Source organism: Hymenobacter sp. NBH84 (assembly GCF_014217645.1).
GTDB classification, from domain to species: domain Bacteria; phylum Bacteroidota; class Bacteroidia; order Cytophagales; family Hymenobacteraceae; genus Hymenobacter; species Hymenobacter profundi.
Genome location: NZ_CP043644.1, coordinates 1,146,473 through 1,170,426, shown reverse-complemented (window position 1 = coordinate 1,170,426; position 23,954 = coordinate 1,146,473). Strand labels below are relative to the sequence as shown.

At 56.4% G+C, this 23,954-nt stretch carries 14 protein-coding genes and 2 pseudogenes; 13 read left to right on the top strand and 3 right to left on the bottom strand.

From position 1 onward, the window contains the following. Positions 1-69: 69 nt before the first annotated feature. Positions 70-1,268 (top strand): annotated as a pseudogene (locus F1C16_RS04875) (anhydro-N-acetylmuramic acid kinase). A 152-nt stretch (positions 1,269-1,420) separates the two neighbouring features. Here the strand turns inward: F1C16_RS04875 and F1C16_RS04870 are convergent. Beyond that, positions 1,421-2,155 (bottom strand): bifunctional 2-polyprenyl-6-hydroxyphenol methylase/3-demethylubiquinol 3-O-methyltransferase UbiG, encoded by a 735-nt coding sequence (locus F1C16_RS04870; protein ID WP_185283235.1) that lies wholly within the window; start codon positions 2,153-2,155, stop codon positions 1,421-1,423. A 170-nt stretch (positions 2,156-2,325) separates the two neighbouring features. On the opposite strand from F1C16_RS04870, the gene F1C16_RS04865 reads away from it, so the two are divergent. From F1C16_RS04865 to F1C16_RS04850, 5 genes and pseudogenes are all read left to right on the top strand, one after another. After that, entirely contained in the window at positions 2,326-2,718 is a 393-nt protein-coding gene (locus F1C16_RS04865) for a hypothetical protein (protein WP_185283234.1), read from the top strand. A gap of 470 nt (positions 2,719-3,188) precedes the next feature. Continuing rightward, positions 3,189-4,736: pseudogene (locus F1C16_RS23300) on the top strand (Ig-like domain-containing protein); the annotation flags it as partial. 579 nt (positions 4,737-5,315) lie between these two features. After that, on the top strand, positions 5,316-7,358 hold the full coding sequence (locus F1C16_RS22930) for a T9SS type A sorting domain-containing protein (RefSeq protein WP_258049031.1): 2,043 nt from the start codon (positions 5,316-5,318) through the stop codon (positions 7,356-7,358). A gap of 544 nt (positions 7,359-7,902) precedes the next feature. Beyond that, on the top strand, positions 7,903-8,379 hold the full coding sequence (locus F1C16_RS04855) for a nucleoside deaminase (RefSeq protein WP_185283232.1): 477 nt from the start codon (positions 7,903-7,905) through the stop codon (positions 8,377-8,379). 156 nt (positions 8,380-8,535) lie between these two features. Then, positions 8,536-11,451, top strand: a complete 2,916-nt coding sequence (locus F1C16_RS04850; RefSeq protein WP_185283231.1) for a heparinase II/III family protein — start codon at positions 8,536-8,538, stop codon at positions 11,449-11,451. 75 nt (positions 11,452-11,526) lie between these two features. On the opposite strand, the gene ffh is transcribed toward F1C16_RS04850, so the two are convergent. Further along, on the bottom strand, positions 11,527-12,885 hold the full coding sequence (gene ffh / locus F1C16_RS04845; RefSeq protein ID WP_185283230.1) for a signal recognition particle protein: 1,359 nt from the start codon (positions 12,883-12,885) through the stop codon (positions 11,527-11,529). 243 nt (positions 12,886-13,128) lie between these two features. Between ffh and F1C16_RS04840 the strand changes: the two genes are divergently transcribed. Beyond that, positions 13,129-14,442 carry a glycosyltransferase family 4 protein gene (locus F1C16_RS04840; protein ID WP_258049030.1) on the top strand — a complete coding sequence of 438 codons (1,314 nt, stop codon included), beginning with the start codon at positions 13,129-13,131 and terminating at the stop codon, positions 14,440-14,442. A gap of 19 nt (positions 14,443-14,461) precedes the next feature. On the opposite strand, the gene F1C16_RS04835 is transcribed toward F1C16_RS04840, so the two are convergent. After that, positions 14,462-16,300: a hypothetical protein gene (locus F1C16_RS04835; RefSeq protein ID WP_185283229.1), complete on the bottom strand. Its 1,839-nt coding sequence runs from the start codon at positions 16,298-16,300 to the stop codon at positions 14,462-14,464. A gap of 341 nt (positions 16,301-16,641) precedes the next feature. Here F1C16_RS04835 and pseB point away from each other — a divergent pair, with 341 nt between their 5' ends. From pseB to F1C16_RS04805, 6 genes are all read left to right on the top strand, one after another. After that, positions 16,642-17,664, top strand: a complete 1,023-nt coding sequence (gene pseB, locus F1C16_RS04830) for a UDP-N-acetylglucosamine 4,6-dehydratase (inverting) (protein ID WP_185283228.1) — start codon at positions 16,642-16,644, stop codon at positions 17,662-17,664. Positions 17,665-17,863: 199 nt separating this feature from the next. After that, positions 17,864-19,024, top strand: a complete 1,161-nt coding sequence (gene pseC / locus F1C16_RS04825; protein WP_185283227.1) for a UDP-4-amino-4,6-dideoxy-N-acetyl-beta-L-altrosamine transaminase — start codon at positions 17,864-17,866, stop codon at positions 19,022-19,024. Positions 19,025-19,052: 28 nt separating this feature from the next. Then, positions 19,053-19,790 carry a cytidylyltransferase domain-containing protein gene (locus F1C16_RS04820; RefSeq protein ID WP_185283226.1) on the top strand — a complete coding sequence of 246 codons (738 nt, stop codon included), beginning with the start codon at positions 19,053-19,055 and terminating at the stop codon, positions 19,788-19,790. Between the two features lie 98 nt (positions 19,791-19,888). Beyond that, entirely contained in the window at positions 19,889-21,352 is a 1,464-nt protein-coding gene (gene pseG / locus F1C16_RS04815) for a UDP-2,4-diacetamido-2,4,6-trideoxy-beta-L-altropyranose hydrolase (RefSeq protein WP_185283225.1), read from the top strand. Positions 21,353-21,428: 76 nt separating this feature from the next. Further along, positions 21,429-22,496: a pseudaminic acid synthase gene (gene pseI / locus F1C16_RS04810; RefSeq protein WP_374940592.1), complete on the top strand. Its 1,068-nt coding sequence runs from the start codon at positions 21,429-21,431 to the stop codon at positions 22,494-22,496. Between the two features lie 128 nt (positions 22,497-22,624). After that, positions 22,625-23,911 (top strand): hypothetical protein, encoded by a 1,287-nt coding sequence (locus F1C16_RS04805; protein ID WP_258049029.1) that lies wholly within the window; start codon positions 22,625-22,627, stop codon positions 23,909-23,911. Positions 23,912-23,954: the final 43 nt, after the last annotated feature.

The following is a 23,954-nucleotide window of genomic DNA, read 5'->3' as shown; positions in this document are numbered from 1 at the left end:
AATTGCTCAATGTAAGTGGTTTTGCCTTTTCTTGCAGCGCTTTCCCGGTACTTCCTTCCTCCTTTTTTCATGAATCCTAATCTACTTCACCTCCTCCGTATTGCCCAACAGCCCGCACGTCGGATCATCGGTCTGATGTCGGGCACCTCTCTCGATGGGTTGGATGTGGCCTTGTGCCGGTGCGAGGGAAACGGCCTCCACACGCGGGTGCAGGTGGAGCATTTCCACACAGTGCCCTACCCCGAGGAAGTGAAAAAACAGATTAGGGAGGTGTTTGCGAAGGCCGAAATCAGCTTCGAGCAGTTGTGCCTGCTACACCCTGGATTGGCAACCTACACGCCGATATGGTGCTGGACTGCCTGCACCAGTGGCAGGTAGCGCCTATCGAAGTCGACTGCATCGCAAGCCACGGCCAAACCGTCTACCACGCGCCCCGCCACCAGCACGGCCGCCCCGATTTTCCCAATGCTACCCTCCAACTCGGCGACGGTGACCACGTGGCCGTACGCACGGGTATCCTCACCCTCAGCGACTTCCGACAGAAGCACCTAGCCGCAGGCGGCGAGGGTGCTCCCCTAGCTGTGTATGGCGACTATCTGTTGTTTTCAAAGGAAGGCGAAGACCGGATTCTGCTGAATATGGGCGGCATTGCCAACTTCACATACTTGCCCGGTTCACTGCAATTAAATGGCATCTTCTCCACCGATGTCGGCCCTGGCAACACCTTGCTGGATGCCTTTACGCAGCAGTACTTCCCTACCCTTAGCTACGACGCCAACGGCGCGTTGGCCGCCCAAGGCCAAGTGCACGAAACCTTGTTGGCCGCCCTCCTCAACCATCCTTTCTTTCAGGCTGATTTTCCAAAAACTACTGGCCCCGAACTATTCAATAAAGAGTATGTGCAGCAAGCACAGATGCGCAGCGGCACACTGGCTCTCTCGCCCCACGATTTACTGGCTACCCTCACCCAGTTCAGCGCCGAGGGCATCGTGCGGGCTTTAGAGCGGTGCTTTCCTGTTCCCAATCTTACTGTTTACGCCAGCGGTGGCGGTATGCACAATCCCGTGCTGATGGCCGCGCTACGCCAGCGCCTACCCCAGTGCCGTTTCACCACCACCGATGAGCTGGGCATCCTGCCTGATGCCAAAGAAGCCGTACTATTTGCCGTACTAGCCAACGAAGCGCTGGCTGGTACGCCAGAAACCTTTCAGGGCGGCCAGGCTGGTAATCCTGCCGTGAGTATGGGCAAGATTTCTTTTGCTCGGTGAGGTAATGAGTAAAAAGACGTGTGTCATCCTGAGCGCAGCGAAGGACCTTGTCACAATAGAACGACAATCATAACAACGACTCGTTCAACAGGCACAAGGTCCTTCGCTGTGCTCAGGATGACACACGTCTTTTTACTCATCACCTCACCATCTTACAGCAGCGTAAGGCGAACCAAGTACTGGTCCTGCTCGTCGTGGTCCAAGAATTCGACGGTGTAGCCGGCGGCTTCGGCGTAGTCTTGTAGAATGCTGGCATCGGCAAACAGCCAGTGGAAGGGCGCGCCGGTTTCCTCCTTATAACTCATGCTATACTCTACCTCGCCGTAGTAAGGACCGTTGAGGTTGATAACCAGAGCGCCTTCCTCATCCTCGTAGAGGTAGGCAATGTCGGCGGAGGTAGCCAGGATTTGTCCGCCGGGTGCCAGCAAGGCACGAGCGTGTATCAGGAATTTTTCGAGGCCATCGAGAGTGCCCACCAGCCCCAGGCCGTTCATCAGCATCAGGATGGTATCGTAGGGTAGGTCGTTGGTGAGAATAGGGTCGAACAGGTCGTGGCAAGCTACCTGCTGCACGCCGCGCTGCTGCATCACTTGCACTGCGCCTGGCGAGGCATCTAGGGCTTTCACCGAATAACCGCGCTGTTGCAATTCTAGTGCGTGACAGCCGGCACCGGCGCCCAAGTCCAGTACCCTACCCTGGCAGGCTTCCAGAGCGGTGCGCTCTAGCTCGGGCATTTCCCAAAGGGTACGAAACAGATAGCTAGCCGGTAGGGGCTCGTCTTCGGCTACATTGCTGTGCACTGTAAGTGTAGCGGCTGTTTGGCCGTGGTGAAAGTCGAGCAGAGCGTGGCCCATGGGGTCGTGGGCGGAGGCGGGAGAAGAAGACATAGAAGTAGGCAAAAGACGCGGCAGGAGATAGAAGAACTACTCCCATCCGAGGCCGCAAGTTACGCCGCGTTGCGCGAGTGCGCCTGCACTTTTGCGGGTTGCTGTATCCTTCGCCGGGCACGTTGCGTTTGCGAGAAGTACACTCACTCCTACTTTATACACCTCCGGCCATGGCCAGCAACCTCGACTACCTGAATCCCGATCTGCTACCCCTCGAAGAAAAACTGAACGCCTATCTCGAAGCCGAGCAGGAATTTCGCCGGGCTGCCACGCAGGCTACCAACCTGCCCATCGACCATGCCGCTGCACCTGGCCCCAACGATTCGTTTGAGCAGCGTCCCGCCACCGGCAGCTTCGATCAGGAAACCAACGAAGTGCAGCAGGCGCTGGATAACACGCGTGCCGACCTAGACGCCCTGCGCCGTGAGATTGTGGATATGCTCCCTGTGCGAGACGAGTTTATAAAGGTAAACCTAGGCTATGGTCCTAGCCGGGTAGGGGCGTTCCGGCTACCTAACTCTTCGGCTGATGCGCCGGAGTACGAATTGCGCATCGTGCATTAACAAACTGCCGTTTCCCTACTCTATTTGCATCGATAAGCAAAAGCCCCGCTGCCCCTGTATCACTTACAGAAGCAGCGGTTTTTTTTTACTGCCTTAGATGTAGCTCCCTTTCAAAAAGAGACCCGATTAGGCATAAAAAAAGCGGAACCAACGGCTCCGCTCTTTCCCACAACCAAAACACCTAAAAACTATTCTTTCGAAATGGTTTTTACAACTTTGGTGCCAAATCAATAACGACGAGATCATAGTGTGTATTTACTTCTAGCTTTCTACTATTTATTTAGATAATGCCATTAATATTTATTAATGATAATAAATAGCAAAATCTGCTTCTAGGCATAGTTAATGCTCTTACTTTAGCGAAATCAAAGGCGTTTTTATAGCATTTTTTTTAAATTTTTTAATATAAAAATGCTATAAATATAAATTGTTAAAATTTCTCTTCCCTTGTTTCTACTACCCCCTTCCTTATGAAGAAAACTCTACGCAGAATATTCTGCCGACACCTTCACACTGTTAGTTGGCTTGTAGGTTCAGCAGCATTGCTGCTTACTAGTCAGCAGGAGGCACAAGCACAAACAAGTACCTTTCCGCGAATTGAATCTTTCAAAAATGGAACGGCTACCGGCTTTCAATTATACGGTGATGCCGTACTTACCGGAACAGGCGCTACTGGGTCTGACCCAACCGGCAACGGCTATTTGCGTCTTACTACCGCTACTACATATAAGGCTGGTACAGCTATAGACCAAAGTTCATTTCCAGCACCTCAGGGCTTTAGTATTTCATTTGAGTTTTTCTCTTATGGCGGCAATGGAGCGGATGGCTTTAGTGTGTACCTAATTGACGGAGCAACTCAAACCTTTCGCATTGGCGCTGATGGTGGTTCGTTGGGCTATGCTCAAAGAGGTACCGTTGCTGGGGTATCCAACGGATACATTGGGATTGGGATTGATGAGTTTGGCAACTACTCCAACGGTAGTGAAAGCCGTGTAGGTGGCATTGGCCAAACTCCTGACGCGGTTACCATCCGCGGCAGTGGTAATGGTGCTACTACTTCAGACTACCCCTACATCGCCAGCAGTGGCACATTGCCCTTTAGTCTGGACGTAGCGACAGCCCGGGCTCAAGATGGTAGTGCAAATTACCGTCGAGCCTTTATTGACTTTATTCCTTATACTAACAACAGTGGCTCGGCAGCTTACCGAGTTACCATTCGTATTCAGAATGGCAACTCGGTAGTCACTGCTTTAAGTAATATAGAGGTTCCGCCTCCCCCGCCTACACTGCGCATCGGCTTTTCGGGTTCTACGGGTGGTTCCTATAACGTACACGAAATCCGAAATCTGGCCATTGTCCGTCCGACAGTAGCCACCGATGATTACTTCGGCACCCGATATGATCAGCCTGTTTCTTACGATGTGACAAGCAACGACCAAGCCCCTGGCAGCAGCTTAAACAAAGGCAGCGTAGACCTAGATCCTACTACGGCTGCAATTGATCGTACGCTCACCGTTCCAAACAAGGGTACGTTTACAGTTGATGCAAATGGTATCGTGACGTTTACGCCTGTTAGTACGTTCGCAGGGACGGTTACAATTCCTTACACGATTAGAGATATTCTCAATACGCTTTCTAACGAGGCAAATATCACGGTAGCTGTATCTGGAGCCGATATTGCCACCAGTGTAAGTGGGCCTGCTTCAGCTAACCCTGGTTCAAAAATCACTTACACTGTCAACGCAACTAACCTAGGAGCATTAGATGCTCCTAACGTAACACCAAAGCTAACCTTAGCACCTAACCTGCCTGCTAGCAGCTTAACCCTCCCGGCTAACGCAACCTACGATGCGCCTTCTGGTGTAATTACGTTTCCTACAACTAGCACCCTAGCTGCAGGTGCTGACCCTATTAGCTACTCTGTCAGCCTCGTAGTACCAACCAGTGGAACTACTTCTATTACAGGCACTGCTACTGTTACTTCTTCAATTCCTGATCCAGTAGCTGCAAACAACACAGCGTCCGTTACTACTAACATTTCAGGCGTAGCAAACATTGCTACGGTTTGTGCTACCCCAGGAAAGGATGGCTTTGGCACCTTAAGTAATACTGCCTCTCCCAATACGTACTATCCTGGCATTTCTGCTACTACTAACACAGTTACAGTTGGTATAGCTAGAACCGGTATTGGCACAGCCTCTACTCCTATTGCCGTTGGCGACCTCGTATTGGTTATGCAGATGCAGGGGGCTACTATGGTAACTGCCAATAACAACACTTATGGTACGGTCACTAATGACGGCACCTACTCAGCTGGTAAATACGAGTATGCTATTGTACAAAGTGTAGCTGCTGGCACAGGTAGTAACCAAGTGTTAACGCTCACGAAAAACTTGATCAATACTAATACCTACGTAACAGCTGCACCTAATGGTACTGCGAGCAAGAAGGCCTTTCAGGTCATTCGCGTTCCACAATATTCGTCGCTCTCCCTCTCTGGCATTGTAAATGGTCCAGCTTGGAACGGAGAAACAGGTGGCGTTTTGGCGATAGATGTGGCTGGCAAGACCACCTATGCAGCAGGTTCTACTCTCTCTATGAGCGCTAAAGGATTTCGCGGGGGGGGTGGCTTTGCAGCAACTACTGCTACTACCACAGCTTACGTTAGCAGTTCTACCGTAGGCAATGGTTCTAAGGGTGAAGGCACAGCTGGCATTCCAACACAGGTATTTGATGGTACTTCGGTTAGTACAGTTGCAGGTAGCGATTATGTAGGTGGCAGCCACGCGGCAGGTGCTCCCGGTAACGCAGGTGGTGGTGCTACCGACTTTACGACCAATAACACTGGTAACGCTGGTGGCGGTGGCGGCAGCAACGCTAGCGCAGGCGGTCTTGGCGGCTATGGGTACAACTCGGGCAGTACAGGCATACAAGCACAAGGCGGACGGGCTGCTTCCACATCTACCACGCGCCTGCTAATGGGCGGCGGCGGCGGCGCCGGCTCTATCAATGTTGGAACAGCTTCCAATAGCAGCGGCGGTGTAGGCGGTGGCATTATCATCCTGCGATCCGGCCCAATAGCTCCCACTTCAGGAACTAGCTTGCTTTCGGTACAAGCTAACGGTGGCAACGCGCCTACTGCTGACAATGCGGTTAACACCACTTCCAACCTACAGGGCGCTGGCGGCGGCGGGGCAGGTGGTACTGCTATAGTTATGGCATTTCTACCTGATGGGACACCTGCCAGTTTGGCTAACGTGGCTATTAATGCTAATGGAGGCAATGGGGGCAATGCTGGCTATACAGGGTCTAATAGATTAACGCGAGGATATGGTCCTGGCGGCGGCGGCAGCGGTGGCATAGTATACACCAATACCACAACTGCTATTTCAACAAGCGCAGGAGTCGCAGGGCAGACACTGATCAACACCAATGGTAACAACACAGCACTTTCAACCTATGGAGCCGGCCCCGGGAACGCAGGTACTAGCACTACTAACACGGCAACTACCGCTACAGCTACCATCGGCGGCGCTGGTTCTTGCCTACCCGTTCTTACGGCTAGCCTGAGTACTTCTACTCCTAACGTAACCCGGGCCAACAGCACGACCGTTAACCCTGCCACTTACACGCTTACGGTATCCAACACGGGCGGCGTTGCAACAGAAATTAGCGCAGCAACAACGCTTGCGGCTAATTTATTTAAGTACGACAACACCTTCACGCCTACGGTTACACTGACGCTTGCCGATGGCAGCACCTCTACTGTTACAGGCTACACCGGCCCAACTAGCAACACAGGCACGCCAACGTTTAGCAATCTTACTATTCCGGCCGGTGCTTCACTAAGTATTCAGTTCCGGGCTACCATTGCTTCTGCGGCTGTTAACGGCACCGTTTACAATGCCTCTTCTACCATCTCTTATACTAACCCTATGCGCGATGGAACTACCGCAACTGCTACTGTAGCCCCGAAGGGCAACTATGCTGGTGGCACTAACACAAGCTTAGGTGCTGCGGGTGGTTCTAACTATGATGGCACCGTTGCTGCCAACACTGCCGAAAACGTTACTATTGTGCAGCCGTTGCCCGTGGAGCTAGTTCGTTTTGAAGCTACCACCGCCCACCTCGACGCCAAGTTGAGCTGGACCACGGCTTCGGAGAAGAACAATGCCTACTTCGAAGTACAACGCTCCCTCACGGGCACCCACTTCGAAACTGTTGGTAAAATTACTGGCCAGGGTAGCACCCAGCAGAAGACCAATTACACCTACACCGATGCTGGTGCCGGTCGTTTGTTGGACACCAAGACCATCTACTACCGCTTGCGTCAAGTAGACTACGATGGTCAAGAATCGTTCAGCCTGGTGCGCACGGTTGCCTTCGAGCAGTTGACGAAACTGGATGCAGCTCTCTATCCCAACCCCGCTAGCCAAACGGCCACGCTCGATCTGACGGGCCTGCCCACGGGTACCTACCAAGTACGCGTACTGGATCTAGTAGGACACGTTATCAGCCAGCAGACCCTCAGCGGCGGGCAGCTACACACCCTGCAGGTGCAACAACTGCCCCAGGGCAGTTACCTGATCATGGTGAATGGTGGCACGGTGCACCTGAACCTCAAACTGGTCCACAACTAATTCTTACCGGTAAAGCCCTGCGACGATGTCGCTTGTCCTTACCCAAAACTCAAACACCCTTCCGGCCACATGGCTGGAAGGGTGTTTTTGTGTGGCTGACTGGGCGGTTTACTGCTCTTCAAGAAGGGCCAGCCAACAAAAAAATGCCTTAGAAGCTCCTATGTTTGAGCAGTATCTCAAACATAGGAGCTTCTAAGAATAAAACTCGTTACCCCTAACATACTGTTGTTCACGGCGAACACCTTCTGAGCACCGGTGCGCTGAGCCAACAGCAAAATATGCGGCCGCAGATGATCGGCCCGTACGGCGCGACTGCCCAGCAGTCTAACGAGGGCCAGAAGAAAAACAGTAAAGAATCTGCGTATAGAAAAGGATGAGAAAAAGTAGCTCAAGATCCGTTCAGTTCATGCACTTCAAAAATGGCGAATCGGTTACTTGTTAATCGCTTATTGCTGAAATATTTTCTTCCGGGAGACTGCGCAGTTACCAACCTTCGTAACTTGCTGGTTTTGGCAAACTGCTTACTCCCCCTACCTCCTACCCAATGGATTCTCCCCGACCCGAGTTCATGCGCGAAGCCATTCGCCTTTCTATTGAAAAAATGCAGGCTGGCTACGGCGGTCCATTCGGCGCCGTGGTGGTAAAAGATGGGCAGATCATTGCCCGCGGCTTCAACCAAGTGACTAGTACTAACGACCCTACCTGCCATGCCGAGGTAGATGCTATTCGGAAAGCCTGCACGGCATTGGGCACGCACCAGTTGGATGGGTGTGACCTGTACACTTCTTGTGAGCCGTGCCCCATGTGCTTGGGCGCCATTTACTGGGCTCGTCCTCAGCGTGTTTTCTATGGCAACACCAAACAGGACGCCGCCGCTGTAGGTTTCGACGACCATTTCATTTACGATGAAATTGAACGGCCTCTCGCCGAGCGCAGCATTCCTATGGAGCAAGTACTACCCGACGAAGCGATTGAGGGCTTTCGGGCGTGGCAGCAGCATGAGAGTCGCACAGCATATTAGCTTCAACTGATTATACGGCTGGATATAAAATATGATAAATTATATTTTATATCCAGCCTTAATTCGTGTTTAAACTAATTATAATACTATAATACTCAGCTTTATGGCTTTCTAATTGATACAAATTGGTCTGAACGTTCTATCTACCAGACCAGCTTGAAAACTTCTCTACTTTATCTTTTCCTTCTGTGCTTTGCATGCCAAGCTGTGGCGCAGCAAGGCAGCTGGATGCCAGCTGACGCAGACTCTTCCTACCCTCGCACGCTGCTGAAAGCGGCCGAACTGCCCGCCGTACAAACGTCTTTGGCTACTTCGGCAAACTACGTGCTCTATAGCGGGCTGTTCAACAGCATCAACACTGCACCGCCTACCGATACGGCCAGTACCAATGGCCGGCGCGACCGGGCTACGTTTGCTAAAAACACGGCCTTTGTGCTGCTGCTGGACCGACGCCCAGTCTCCCCTGGCGAGTTGGTACCACTCACAGCCAACGAACGCGCTGCACTGCTCACCAACGCCACTACCCTGCTGGCTACCCTCAACTTTCAAGTGTCGGCGTGGCCCTCGTACAACGATTGGCAGTGGCGCTCCAAGGAGTTGATAGACTACCTGATAGCGTATGATTTGCTCCGTGGGGCCGGGGTTCCGGAACAAGAGCTGACTACTAGTCGGGCCAAATTGCAGAAGTTTGCCGGTAACCTGCAAACGCAATCCGTGGCGTCATTTTTTGGGATAAGGTTCTATAGTACCATCAAGAATAACCACACGCTGATGACTGCGGCGGCCCTGGGCATGGCGGCGGTAGTACTTAACGACGCAACCAGCACCATAGCCCACCAGCAACCCGCTACCTGGATTGCCACCGGACTGTATAACATCGACAACGTGCTGTGGCAGGATGCGCAACGGCAATCAGACCCGGCGGCGGTGGCGGGCTACGCCGAGGGACCGTATTACTTCAAATACGCGTTTCTAAACTGTCTGCCCTTCTTTCGGGCCATGGGGCATTTTCTGCCGACTGGTGCCCTACCCTACACCTTCAACGGCACCACGCGCACCATTCCTAACCCATATTTCGACCCGCGCTACGACCGCCTCTACCAGTGGATAACGGCTATTCTGATGCCTGATGGCCGCTTTCCAGCCTTGGAGGACTCTTATGTAGATATGGGCATGCCCGAGTTGGCACTGACCGGCAACCCCGCCTACGTGCGCCCGCTACACCTGAGCAAGCTGGCGCCCAACCAACTGAATTCGCTTACGGCTCAGCTCCGCGACATAACCGTGGACATGCGCGCCCCCTACCTCGCCGCCAACATAACCCCTACTCCTACCCCATCTATTCCCCTCACGGCTCTACCCCAAAGCGGAAACCTCATCTTCCGCTCCGGCTCCGACTCGCTGGCTTCCTACCTGCATTTGTATGGCAAAAGCCAGCAAGCGCGCACTACCTCCGGCGGCCACCGCCACGCCGATGTAGGCAGTTTTGCGCTGCACGCCTACGGCCAGCTGCTGGCCCTGGACGCCGGCTACCTCAGCTTCGACCGTCGCAATGAGGTGAAGGAAGCCACCAGCCATAACATGGTGCTGGTAGATGGTGCTGGGCCCGCCTCGGATGCCACTAGCGCCGTGGGCACCGTGCAGCACACCTTTCAAACTGAAAAGCTGAGCTATGGCGAAGTGCAATCGGCTTATGCGGGCACAACGGTGACGCGCAAGGCGATGTTTGTGCGCAATAGCTACTATTTGCTAGCCGATTTCGTGCAGTCCAGTGCGCCACATGCTTACACCTGGCAGTTGCACGGCTATGGCTTGGAAAACGGCACCGCCACCACGGGCACCTTCCAAAACAACCCGGCTGCCCACGAAGGCACGTGGCTTAAAAACGGCGTGCAGCTACTGGCCCACGTAACGGCCACGGCCGGTGCCACTAGCTACGCTACTACTACCAGCGCCCACGAAGTCACCTACAACACACCCGAGAACCACACCACCCTGCTCGTGCGCAAGGAGGGTAGCGCTCAAACGCAGTTTCTGGCGGCGCTGTATCCCTACACCGATCAGCCGACTCTTAGCCCCAGCACCACCAGCACGTCTACCACTGCCGGCCTGGCGTTAGCTTCTGATTTTCAGGATGTAGTTTTCGCGCAGTCTGATACAGTATTGGCCCGAGACGAAAGCGACCTGTTACCCCAGGCTGTTAGCGCCGATGGACTATTGACTTTTTATTCGCTTGATAAGGCCGATCAGTTTGCCCAGCTCTTTCTTCAACAGGGCACGACCATCCGCTACGGGTCAGCAACTATGCTGGCGTCGTCGCGGCGGGCTGATATCAGCTGGCAGCGCCTGAGCACCAATCTATATGGCGGCTACGTCAGCCGCGCTACTACCCTTATGCTGCCGATGGCTACCGCACCCCAAATCGTAATGGGCACCGGCGTCGCGGAGTATCAATACGATGCGGCCGCGCAGCAGTTACGCGTTACCTTAGCAGAAGCCACCGAGTTTCGGGTTGCCACCACGCCCGGCACACCACTACCTGTGGTGCTCACCAGCTTTGGGGCACAACGCCAGGAAGTAGGCGTGCAACTGCGCTGGCAAACTGCCACCGAAAGCCAAAACTGGGGCTTCACCATCCAACGCTCTACCGATGGCGTTACGTTTGCTACCCTGACTTCTGTAGCCCGAGCCGGCACCAGCAACGCCGCGCATCGCTACGCCTACCACGATGCCACTGCGCCCCAAACCCTGACGTACTACCGCCTGCAACAGCAGGATCATGACGGCACCGTTGGCTATTCGCCAATAGTAGCCGTCGCGGCTTCTCCCAGCACTCTAACCGTAGCTCCCATACCTGCACAAGATTTTCTAACGGTGACCTACCCCGATTCACCAGCCGAAATTCACCTTACCTTATTCGACCAACAAGGACGCCAGGTCTTGCAAACCAACTTCCGGCAGCAAACACAGCTCAGCGTAGCAGCACTGGCCAATGGCCTCTATATCCTACGCGCCACAGATACCAATGGGCAACCGATAGGTAGGGCCCAACGGGTGCTTATTGCACACTAAATACTACCAAAAAAGCAACGGCCCGCATCCAGTGGATGCGGGCCGTGTTGGCTTTATGCGGAGGTAGGCAAATTGCTAGAACTTACCGCCGCCTTTGCCCATGCCACCCATCATGCGGGCCATTTGGGCCATGCCGCCTTTGGTTTGGCTCATTTTGTTCATGGTACGCATCATCTTGCGCATGTCCTCAAATTGCTTCATCAGGTTGTTCACCTGCTGAATATCCGTGCCGCTACCCTTAGCCAAGCGGCGGCGGCGTGAACCGTTCAGCAGCTCAGGTTGAGCGCGCTCCTTAGGCGTCATGCTCTTGATGATGGCTTCAATAGGCTTGAAGGCGTCGTCGTCAATGTCCACATCCTTCATGGCTTTGCCCATGCCGGGAATCATGCCTACCAGGTCCTTTAGGTTGCCCATCTTCTTGATCTGCTCCAGTTGGGACAAGAAGTCGTCGAAGTTGAACTGGTTTTTGCGGATTTTCTGGTTGATGCGCTTGGCTTCGTCCTCGTCGAACTGCTGCTGCGCGCGCTCTACCAGCGAAATCACGTCGCCCATGCCCAAGATGCGCTGGGCCATGCGGTCGGGGTAGAACAGGTCCAGCGCCTCCATCTTCTCGCCCGTCGAGATGAACTTGATGGGCTTTTCTACTACCGCGCGAATCGAGAGGGCCGCGCCGCCGCGGGAGTCACCGTCGAGCTTGGTGAGCACCACGCCGTCGAAGTTCAGGCGGTCGTTGAAGGTTTTGGCGGTGTTCACGGCGTCCTGGCCGGTCATGGAGTCCACCACGAACAGGGTTTCAGAGGGGTTGATGGCCCGCTTCACCTGCTCAATCTCGCGCATCATCTGCTCGTCCACGGCCAAGCGGCCGGCGGTGTCGATGATGACTACCTTCTTGTTGTTCTGCTTGGCGTAGGCAATGGCGTTCTGCGAAATCTCAACGGGATTTTTGTTTTCCACTTCGCTATACACCTCTACCCCAATCTGTTCGCCCAGCACCTTCAACTGGTCGATAGCAGCAGGGCGGTACACGTCGCAGGCCACCAGCAGCACGTTACGGTTTTGCTTTTTAATGTGGTTAGCCAGCTTGCCGGCAAACGTCGTTTTGCCCGAGCCTTGAAGGCCTGAGAGCAACACCACGGCCGGCTCGCCTTTAATCACGATGTCCTGCTTCTCGCCGCCCATCAGCTCGGTCAGCTCGTCGTAGACAATCTTGGTCATCAACTGGCCCGGCGACACGCTGATGAGCACGTCGCGGCCCATGGCCTCGTCCTTGATTTTGTCGGTTACTTCCTTGGCTACCTTGTAGTTCACGTCGGCATCCACCAGGGCACGGCGGATTTCCTTCACGGTGGCGGCCACGTTGATTTCCGTGATGCTACCCTGACCTTTCAGGGTTTTAAACGCACGGTCGAGTTTGGTAGAGAGATTATCAAACATGAAATCGGAGAGTATGCAGAGGTACAGAAAGGGCAAACAGCAACCGCGTTGGTAAGCTGCGTTGCCCTATTTCTCGTTGGCTACCCGTGATGATATGAAGTCAGCAACTCCTGAAAAAAGCAAGTATCAGAAGCACCAACTTTCTCAAAACAGATAGGAGGTTATGAGAAGTTCTACAAAATTAGCCAGAAAACCCCGGAAAGCCGCGGCTGCGTACCTTCGCGCCTCCATTTGAACTATCCCGTGCCCGTATCTGCTCCCCGTCCGCTTCGTTTGCTGGTGATTACGTACTACTGGCCGCCCTCCGGTGGGGCCGGCGTGCAGCGGAGTCTGAAGTTTGTGAAGCACCTGCCGGCGCTGGGCGTAGAGCCGACCGTGGTGACCGTAGACCCCGAGCGCGGCGCCTACCCTGTGCTGGATGAGTCGCTGCTGGCGGAGGTGCCGGCTGGTGTGCGCGTTATCCGCACCGATACCTCGGAGCCGTTTGGCAGCTACAAAAAGCTCACGCGGCGGGAGCAGATTCCGTACGGCGGCTTTGCCAACGAAAGCAAAACCAGCTTCACGCAACGGCTATTCAAATTTGTGCGGGGCAATTTTTTCCTACCCGATCCGCGCCGGGGCTGGAATCGCCATGCTCTGCGCGCCGTAGCCCAGCTGCTAGCCCAGGGAGAAAAGTTTGACGCGGTGCTCACTAGCTCGCCGCCTCACTCCACCCAACTCATTGGCTTAGAGCTGAAAAAGCGCTACGGCTTCCGCTGGGTAGCCGACATGCGTGACCCGTGGACCGATATTTACTACCAGCAAGAGCTGCATCAAACGGCGCCCGCCCGCTGGCTCGATGCCCGCTACGAACGCCAGGTGTTAGAACAAGCCGACGTGGTGCTCACCACCAGCCCCGACACGCGCCGTCTGCTCCTGGGTAAGTCGAAGAGGCTGGAACCAAGTAAGTTCCACGTCATCCCGAACGGCTACGACGAGAGCGACTTCCGCCAGCCCTCTACCCCTCCTATCGACGCGCTGCTGATTACCCACACCGGCACCATCTCCGAAACCTACCACGTGCAGGAACTGCTGCGCGCCGTGGCCGCCTGCACCCAACGCTACCCCACGGTACCGCTACGGTTGCGCTTTGTGGGCAAGGTATCGGAGGGCGTACGGCAGCAGGTAGCCGTGGCCGGCCTGGCCGACCGTACCGAGTTCCTACCCTTTGTGCCGCACCAGGAGTCGGTGGGGTACTTGCTGCGGAGCACAGCGCTACTGATGGCCATTCCCGACGTGCCGAATAATCTGGGCATTTTGCCCGGAAAAATATTTGAGTACCTGGCAGCCCGCAAGCCTATTATCTGCGTGGGTCCGGCCGGCTCCGATGCCGATGATATTCTGCGTCAGTGCGGCGCGGGCCAGGCCTTTCCCTACCTGGATTACGCGGCTATGCTGGCTTATCTGGAAAAGCTGGTAGCCCAATGGCAGACCACTTCTAACCTGGATTTACCAGGCAATGCCCATACGCGCTATTCCCGCCGCGCCCTCACGGAGCAGTTGGTAGAGTTGCTGTAGGGGCGCCTGCAAGGCGCCCCTACCACGGTAGGCGGCTCAGCAGACGTGCTTTCAAGTCACGCCAGCCGGAGCGCGCTAGTTTCCTACCCTGCCATTCGCTGAGGGCTGTGGCCAAGCGTTGGGCCAGGGTGCGATAGTGCGCCCGCTGGTAGTGGCGCAGGTTATTGGTGACATCAGTGGGCTCGCGCACGAAGTCGCGCACGTCGATGAGGTAGCAGTTGTCGGCTTCCACCACAAACTCAGCCAGCGCTTGGTTCATTTGCTGATGTCGTGCTTTGGCACCGGTTTCGCTGGAGCCGGGCACTTCTATTTCGGCACCGTTGAGAAAGAAAATTGGGAGGGTAGGCGGTAGTTGGTCGCGTAGCCAGCGAAGATTTTGTTTGAAGTCAGCGGGTGTTTCCTGACCGACACACGTGAATTCCTGCTGAAATCGGCGCAAAAATGCTTCGTCCATCCCCCGGAATTTTCGCCGAGCGTGTTTGGCAGCCTGGGCTGCGGGGTCTTGCGTCGTCAGATTGTAGTACCCCCCGAACGGCACGGCTATTCCGGTACTTTTTTCGCGGTATAGCTCCTGGGTGTAATCCATCAACGGACTGTATACCAGTACGTCATAGTCGCCCTGCCACAGCTTCGTATCGAAGGCCTCAGCCCCGAGGAAGGGTAGGCGCGCCAAACGCTGCCGCTCCGATGCCGATAATTTACTACCCTGACGTAGTAGCTCCAAATGCTCTACATGCACGGGCACCTGGTTTTCGTTTACATAGTTGAATTCCTCCACCACTTCCAGCTGAAAGGCCTGCAAAAACGGCGTGAGCTGGCCCAAGTCGCAGCCACCTTTCAGCAGCACGCGCAGGCGCTTAGCGGAGTCTGGCGCGGCGGGAGTAGGCTGTTCCGACATTGGTGTTACGATAGTAATCCAGTCGGGGCGGTCGGTTTGGGTGAGTTCGGTGGCTACCTCGCCCTGCACCTCCAGACGCGGAAAACCTAGGTGGGCGTAGGTAAATTGCTCGATACCCAGATGCAGAATTCGACAGGAAAACACGAACTGTATCAGTCGGTTGCCTTCGTTCGCACTAGCAACGGCGGGCGCCTGCAAGGCGTCCCTACCTGCGTTATCTATCTGTTCTACGGCATACACCCCTACCAAGCCATAGTCGCCGAACTGGTCGCGCACGCGCACGGTACCCCAACGGGTAGTCGGGCTCTGGAAGCTGGCGCGCAACTCGTCTTTGGTGACACGCTGCTTGGTGAAATTGAGTTGGTTGGAGCGGTTAATCAGTTCCTCTATGCGGTCCAGATCGGGCAGCACCGCCACGCCTTCCCGGAACTCAATCTGCACCTGCGCGTCGCGTAGAAACGCCAGGTTGTCGTGGTAGGTGGCGCGCGCTTGCTGCTGGCGCTCCAGCAGCTTGTACTGTTCCAAGCGCGAGAAGGTAGGGTCGGGCTTGCCGGCGGCGCGAAGCTGGGGGGCCAGGTGGGGTAGGTCGACGGGGTCGGCTACTTGCAGGGTAGGGTTGTAATAGAGTGCCTCGGCCCGGTTTACGGGGTTGTCGTCGAGGAATAGGGCATTGGGAGCCCGCAGTTGCATATCTTCCAGCAACTGCTTGATAATGGCGCCTTTCGGCTGCCAGCTCACCCGCAGGAACACGAACAGGTCGCGGATACCCAGCTCCGTTAGCTTGGCTTCTACGGGAGCCAGGTCATTCTTGGAAACCACGGTATGCACCAGCCCGCGCGCGGCCGTATCGCGCACCAGCGCCAGGTTTTCCTCCACAGCCTCCACGGCACCCTCCGAGAGCGTGCCGCGCCAAAACGTGTCGTCCAAATCCCAGATAATGAGTTTAATAGGCTCCGGCATGGTGATTTCTGTTGTTCGTATTCGGTTTTCGGCGGTGTGCTGCCTACCCTTCTAACCAGCAAAGCTACTGAGTGTCCCGCGAAATGAGCCTGGGCCGCCTGTCATTTCGAGCGCAGCAAGAAATCTGAGTTTATTAGAACGAGTCATGCTGAGCGCAGCGGAGCGAAGTCGAAGCATCTCTACCGCAACGCTAATTCTAATCGTTGGAAATCACTCACAGTAGAGATGCTTCGACTTCGCTCCGCTACGCTCAGCATGACTCGTTTCTTTGTTGCCACCCAATTCATAACCTACCCCATCAACGAACAACTCCGTACTTTTGCCCTTCTACCAATTCCCTTATGGCCCTCGACCTTAATCATAAATCGGTGCTGCTGACGGGCGGCACCGGCTCGTTCGGTAAGCAATTTGTACGCACCGTGCTGGAAAAATTTCCGCAGGTACGGCGCCTCATCGTGTTCTCGCGCGATGAACTGAAGCAGTACGAAATGGCCCAGACGTTTCCTACCTCTCAGTATCCGGCCATGCGCTATTTCATTGGCGATGTGCGCGATGCGGCGCGCCTGAAGCGGGCCTGCGAGGGTGTAGATATTATTGTGCACGCCGCCGCGCTCAAGCAAGTACCGGCCGCCGAGTACAACCCCATGGAATGCATCAAGACCAACATTTTCGGGGCTGAAAACGTGATAAATGCGGCCCTGGATTGCGGCGTGAAGGAAGTAGTAGCCCTCAGCACCGACAAAGCCGCGGCCCCCATCAATCTCTACGGCGCCACCAAACTGTGCTCCGACAAGCTGTTTGTGGCCGCCAACAATATGAAGGGTAGCCGGGATTTACGGTTTTCGGTGGTGCGCTACGGCAACGTAATCGGCTCGCGTGGGTCGGTGGTGCCGTTCTTTTTGCAGCAGCGTCACACCGGCGTATTGCCCATCACCCACCCCGACATGACGCGCTTCAACATCTCGCTGGACGAAGGCGTGGACCTGGTGCTCTACGCGCTGGAACATGCCTGGGGCGGCGAGATTTTCGTACCCAAAATCCCTTCCTATAAGATTACGGAGGTAGCCGAAGCCATCGGCCCTAACTGCCGCCAGGAGATTGTGGGTATCCGGCCGGGCGAGAAGCTGCACGAGGAAATGATTACCGAAACCGACTCCCTGAGCACGGTGGAGCTACCCAAATACTACGTTATTCTGCCCTTCACGCCTATCTGGGACGTGGAAAAGTTCATCCAGCATTTCCAGGGCAAGCGCGTGCCGGTAGGCTTTCATTACGACTCCGCTAACAACGAAGAGTGGCTATCGGCAGAGCAAATTCGCGAGGAAATCCGCCAGCACGTAGACGCGGATTTTGAAGCGGTTTAAAGGTTGAGTAGCTGAATGTTGTCAACGCACCTGTCATCCTGAGCTTGCGAAGGACCTTATGCCAATTGAACGAGTCGTTGGTACGAGTATCGTGCTGACGTGAGAAGGTCCTTCGCAAGCTCAGGATGACAAACGCAACATCAACTACTTGCCGTTCTATTACTTAGCCGCTCAGTCACTCTATCACCCAGTCACTCCCATGCCTACCCCTCCCATCCCCTACGGCCGCCAGCACATCACCGACGAAGACATCCGGGCGGTGACGGAAACGCTGCGCTCCGACTACCTCACGCAGGGGCCGAAGGTGGCGGAGTTTGAGCAGGCCTTTGCCGAGTACATTGGGGTGCGTTACGCCGTGGCCGTCAGCAACGGCACAGCGGCCTTGCATTTGGCGGCGCTGGCGCTAGACGTGCAGCCGGGCCAGCGCGTGATTACGACGCCCATCACGTTTGCGGCTTCGGCCAACTGCGTGCGCTACTGCGGCGGCGAGGTGTATTTCGCCGACATCGACCCAGAAACGGCGTTGATTGACCTGACTGCCGTACGCCGTCTGTTGGAAGCTCATCCCAAAGGCCATTTCCACGGCCTGATTCCAGTGGATTTTGCGGGCTTGGCCGTGGATCTGGAAGCAGCGCGCCAGCTCTGCGACGAGTTTGGACTGTGGCTTTTAGAGGATGCGGCGCATTCGCCGGGTGGGTTCTTTGTGGATAGTCAGGGTAAGGAACAGCGGTGCGGCAACGGGCAGTTTGCCGACGTGGCCATCTTCTCATTTCACCCCGTGAAGCACATTGCCATGGGCGAGGGCGGCCTCATCACCACCAACGACAAAGCGCTCTACGACAAGCTGTTGCTATTGCGCACCCACGGCATCACCAAAGATACCGACCTGCTGGAGCAGAACGATGGCGGCTGGTACTACGAGATGCAGACGCTGGGTTTCAACTACCGCCTACCCGACATGCTGGCTACTCTGGGCCTTAGCCAGCTCCACCGCGCTGATGCTGGTCTGGCCCGCCGTCGGGCATTAGCAGCTTGTTATGATGCTGCGTTTAGTAAGATAGAAGGCGTGCAAACGGTAGCACCTGGCCGCGCCGGTCATGCCTACCACTTATATATTATTGAGGTAGAAGACCGCAAGGGCTTGTACGACTACCTGCGCGAGCGGCAGATTTTTGCGCAGGTTCACTACATTCCGGTGCATCTTATGCCCTACTACCGCGGCCTGGGGTGGCAGCCCGGCGACTTCCCCCACGCCGAAGCCTACTACGCCCGCTGCCTCAGCCTGCCCATGTTTCCTACCCTCACCGACGAGCAGCAGCAGTACGTTATCGACTGCGTGCGGGAGTTTGTGGCGGGGTAATTTTTCGTAGAAACGATGTTTTTTGCTTATGACTCTCGCAACTCCTAACATCGGTATCATCTCTCAGGCTCGCATGACCAGCACGCGCCTACCCGGCAAGGTGCTGCAACCTATTGCGGGACAGCCGCTGCTGCACTACCACGTGCAGCGCCTACGCCAAAGCGGATTGCCGCTGTACCTGGCTACCACTACCAACTGGGAGGATGATCGGCTGGCAGATTTTGCGGCGGCAAATAACATTCCCTGCACCCGCGGCGACGAGCACGATGTGCTGGGCCGCTACCACCAATGCGCACAGGAGCATGGCCTCGACGTTATCGTGCGCGTCACTTCTGATTGTCCGCTCATTGATGGGCCGCTGCTGGCCTCGTGCGTGCGCGAGTACGTGCGCCTGGCCAATCCCTACCTCTACCTCTCCAATGTGCTGCGCCGCACATACCCACGGGGCTTCGACTTTGAAATCTTCTCGCGGCAGCTGCTGGAAGAAGCTTTCCAGCGGGCTACCCTGCCCAGCGACCGGGAACACGTGACGCCCTACATCCACCAGAATCGGTCGGGGCAGGTGCATTTCCGCCATTCCAGCCGCGTGCCCGACCGCAGCCGCTACCGCCTCACGGTAGACACAGCCGAGGATTTTGAGTTGATTAAGACACTGATTGAGCAATACGGCGCCGACCAGCTCGACGTAGACACGCTAATTCAGTTATTGGAGGAGCACCCCGATCTGGTGGCCATAAACGCGCATGTGGAGCAGAAAAAGGTGTAATTGAGCAAAAATATCAGTTCATCCCGTCATGCTGCGCGGAGTCGAAGCATGACAGTCTAAACGCCTCCTATCTTTCATTCTTAATTCTTCCTTCTTACTTGAAACCTCGTCTCCTACTTCGCGCCGATGGCAATCCGCGCATTGGCTTGGGCCACGTGATGCGCTTATTGGCCTTGGCCGAAATCCTACGCGACCGGTTTCACAGCGTATTTGTGATACAGGAGCCCGACGCGGCCGTACGCGACTTGCTGCTGGCTACCTGCGACGAAGTAGTGGAAATGCCCCCTATGCCCGCTGGCGGCGAACCGGCTTGGCTGCGCCAGTACGCCCTGCGCCCCACCGATGTGCTGGTGCTCGATGGCTATGATTTTGAGTTGACCTACCAGCAGGCTGTGCGCCCAGCTGTACAGAAGCTGGTGTGTCTGGATGACCTGCACACGTTTCCTTCAATGGCCGACTTAGTGCTGAACCCAGCAGGGGGCGTCACGGAGGCCGAGTATGAGCTGCGCCAGCCCGGCGCCCGCTTGCTGGCCGGACCAGCCTACGCGCCGTTGCGCGCCGCTTTCCGGGAGGCGGCCGCCCTACCCCCTGCAACGGCCGATACAGGCACGGTGCTACTCTGCCTGGGCGGCGCAGACCCTACCCACCAAACCCAACGCGCTGCCACACGGCTGCTGTTGCTACCCACCGTGCGCCAAGTGCACGCCGTGGTGGGCAGCGCCTACGACCAGTGGGAAAGCCTGCAACAGTGGGCCGACGACCAGCCGCGCCTGTTGCTGCACCGCAACCTGCCCGCCCCCGCCCTACGCGACCTGATGCGTCAGTGCGGCACGGCCATCTGCTCGCCCAGCACCATCAGCTACGAATATTGCGCCGCTGGCGGTGGACTGCTATTTCTGCTACCTACTGCCACCAATCAGCACGACCTCGACCGGTATTTGCGCGGCGCGGGTCTGGCCCTCCCCTACCTTAGCGTGGGCAACGTCCTGACTTCGCCCGAAGCCGACCGTATTGCCGAGCAGCTGCGCGAGGCCCAGCACCAGCACTTCGATGGTTTGACACCCCAACGGCTGCGGCAGGAGTTTGCGGCCCTGCTGCTCCCCACGCTGCCCTTGCACTTACGCCCCGTAGTCGACGCCGATTCGGACCAGCTATTGGCCTGGGCCAATGAGCCAGCCGTGCGCCAGTATTCCTTCATCCCTACCCCCATCACCCGCGAAGACCACGAGCGGTGGTTCGTCAACCGCCTTCAGGACGAAGACACGCTCCTGCTGCTGGCCGAAGACGAAACTACCCATGAGTCGGCTGGCCTGATTCGGTTTATAGTGGAAGACGATACGGCCCTACTGAGCTATCTGCTGGCGGCCACGCACCGCGGCCGGGGGCTGGCAGCGGGGTTGCTAGTAGCTGGCGTGCGGGCACTGCTCCAGCAGTTTCCGGAAGTGCGGCGGGTAGAAGGCCAGGTGCTGGCAGCCAATGTGGCCTCGGTGCGAGCGTTTGAACGGGCGGGATTTGCGCAGCAGTCGGCGGGCGAATCTGTTACCTTTGCGTGGGTGGCTTAACGATTTTCGCGCACCGCGAACCTCTGCGCCTACCTCCGCGAACCTCTGCGCCTACCTCCGCGAACCTCTGCGAGAAATGACGCCTGCATCTTCCTTACCCATGCCTACCATCACCATCGGTGGCCGCGCCATTGGCCCCGACCAACCGCCGTTTATTATTGCCGAGCTAAGCGGCAACCACAACCAAAGCCTGGAGCGCGGCCTAGCGATAGTAGATGCCGTAGCCGCAGCCGGCGCGCACGCCATCAAGCTGCAAACCTACACCGCCGATACCATGACGCTGCCCGGCGCCTACCGCATCGACGACCCCAACTCCTTGTGGTTTGGCCGCGAGCTGCACGAGCTGTACCAGGAGGCCTACACGCCCTGGGACTGGCACCAGCCGCTGTTCGAACGCGCCAAACAGCACGGCATGCTGGCTTTCAGCTCGCCGTTTGACGAGTCGGCCGTGGATTTCCTGGAAACGCTCGATGTACCGGCCTACAAGATTGCCTCCTTCGAGAATACCGACTGGCCCCTGCTACGCCGGGTGGCTGCTACCGGCAAACCCGTTATTATGAGCACCGGCGCTAGCACCCTGGCCGAGGTAGCCGAGGCCGAGCAGGTGCTACGCGCCGCCGGCTGCCAGGAGTTGGTATTGCTGAAATGCACCAGCACCTACCCTGCCACGCCTCTCAATACTAACCTCCGCACCATCCCGCACTTGGCCCAGCTGTTTCCAGCCTCACCCATCGGCCTTTCCGACCACACCGCTGGGGTAGGCGCGGCTGTGGCCGCTGTAGCTCTGGGTGCCTGTGTGGTAGAAAAACACGTAACCCTGCGCCGAGCCGACGGCGGCGTAGACTCAGCCTTCTCGCTGGAGCCGGAGGAGGTAGCCGCCTTGGTAATAGAAACCGAACGAGCCTGGCAGGCTTTGGGGCAGATTCAATACGGCGTGCAGCGCGCCGAGGAAAAATCGCGTCTCTACAAACGCTCCCTCTACGTGGCCCAGGACATTGCTGCCGGCGAGGTCTTCACCCCCGACAACTTGCGCGTAGTGCGCCCCGGCCTGGGCCTCCCCCCCCGCTACTACGACCAGCTCCTGGGCAAGCCCGCCCGGCAAAATTTAGCCGCCGGCACGCCCCTGACGTGGGAAATGCTGTAAGTTCGTCATTTCGACCAGCGGGAGAAATCTCGCGTGCTGCTACCAGACAGGCATACTGAGCGCAGCCGAAGCGGTAGAGATGCTTCGGTTGCGCTCAGTATGACAGCTTTTTTTTGCGTTTCATCCCCATGTCTCCTCCTACCCTTCGCCTGCGCGACATCCTACAACTGCGCTTTTCGCCGTTGTTTGCCGGATTGCCGGCGCGCACGCTGGAAGGTATTTCGCCGCGCAGCGTTTGGAAGCGACTGGCGAAGGTAGCGGGCTATGCGGCATTGCGACTGGTAGGCAACATTTTCCGGCCCATCCGCAATGCGGAGGAACTGCACGGCAAGGTGTGGCTCTATGTGGTGAGTCAGAATAACTACGAAGCCCTGCATTTTCTGCGCGAGGCCCTACCTGACGCTGTGCTGGTAGCCGGGCAAAGCAAACAGATTGGCCGCTACAACCAGCAGGTAAATCGACTCTCGTTGCGGCGCAAGCTGCTCTATTATGGGCAGTTTCCAGGAGCGTTAGTTGGCTTGCGAAAAACGGAAGGACGGCTGGCGTGGCGTTTTTTCAACTTGATTTTCAACGCCATCGGTTACTATGAGGTGTACTGCCGCGCACTGCGCCATTACCAGCCCCGCGCCGTAGTATTTGCCAACGACCACAACGACGACGCCCGCGCCTTGCTGCTGGCCTGCCGCGCCGAAGGCGTGCCAACGGCCTACGTGCAGCACGCCAGCGTGAGCGCCAGCTTTCCGCCCCTCGGCTTCGATCTGAGCTTACTAGAAGGACAGGACGCATTAAATAAGTATCGTCAGTGCGGCCCCGTGCAAGGAAAAGTAGAATTGGTTGGAATGCCCAAGGCCGATGCGTTTCTCGACCAAAAAAACGAAAATTCACAGGTGCAACGCGTGGGTGTGGCCATCAACCTCCTTGACGAAACACCCGCTGTTATCGAGGCGGTGGACTACCTACTGCGTGCGTTCCCTACCCTCACCTTCACCTTCCGCCCTCACCCCAGCGACTCACGCACCTTTGCTGCGCTGCGTCAGCAGCATCCTACGCTACGCTTCTCCGACGCCCGCCGGGAAAGCGTCTTCGAGTTCCTGCATCAGCAGGATGCCCTCGTAGCCGCCGATACCTCCACCCACCTAGAGGCCACTTTATTGAACGTAGCCAGCATCTATTACCGCTTCGGCACCCACGCCGGCACCGACGATTACTACGGCTACGTAGCGCACGGCCTAGTCCCCCGCGCCCATTCATTGCCAGAATTAGACACCTTGTTACGTCAGTATCAACAGCACAAGCCGCTGGACCTTTACCAACGCGCGGCCTACTACAATGCTACCCTTGGCACTATAGATGAAGGCCACAGCCAGCAGCGCGCCGTGCGCCTATTGCGTAAGTGGCTAGGTGAGAAGCCCTAAAACGGAGTTTTCAGTACGTTTGAGACCTTTATACCTTTTAATA

What these genes read in the sequence shown, in the direction of transcription:
- F1C16_RS04870 (WP_185283235.1), bottom strand. Translation starts at nt 2,155, where the DNA reads ATGTCTTCTTCTCCCGCCTCCGCCCACGACCCCATGGGCCACGCTCTG.
- F1C16_RS04865 (WP_185283234.1), top strand. Translation starts at nt 2,326, where the DNA reads ATGGCCAGCAACCTCGACTACCTGAATCCCGATCTGCTACCCCTCGAA.
- F1C16_RS22930 (WP_258049031.1), top strand. Translation starts at nt 5,316, where the DNA reads ATGAGCGCTAAAGGATTTCGCGGGGGGGGTGGCTTTGCAGCAACTACT.
- F1C16_RS04855 (WP_185283232.1), top strand. Translation starts at nt 7,903, where the DNA reads ATGGATTCTCCCCGACCCGAGTTCATGCGCGAAGCCATTCGCCTTTCT.
- ffh (WP_185283230.1), bottom strand. Translation starts at nt 12,885, where the DNA reads ATGTTTGATAATCTCTCTACCAAACTCGACCGTGCGTTTAAAACCCTG.
- F1C16_RS04835 (WP_185283229.1), bottom strand. Translation starts at nt 16,300, where the DNA reads ATGCCGGAGCCTATTAAACTCATTATCTGGGATTTGGACGACACGTTT.
- pseB (WP_185283228.1), top strand. Translation starts at nt 16,642, where the DNA reads ATGGCCCTCGACCTTAATCATAAATCGGTGCTGCTGACGGGCGGCACC.
- pseC (WP_185283227.1), top strand. Translation starts at nt 17,864, where the DNA reads ATGCCTACCCCTCCCATCCCCTACGGCCGCCAGCACATCACCGACGAA.
- F1C16_RS04820 (WP_185283226.1), top strand. Translation starts at nt 19,053, where the DNA reads ATGACTCTCGCAACTCCTAACATCGGTATCATCTCTCAGGCTCGCATG.
- pseI (WP_374940592.1), top strand. Translation starts at nt 21,429, where the DNA reads ATGACGCCTGCATCTTCCTTACCCATGCCTACCATCACCATCGGTGGC.
- F1C16_RS04805 (WP_258049029.1), top strand. Translation starts at nt 22,625, where the DNA reads ATGTCTCCTCCTACCCTTCGCCTGCGCGACATCCTACAACTGCGCTTT.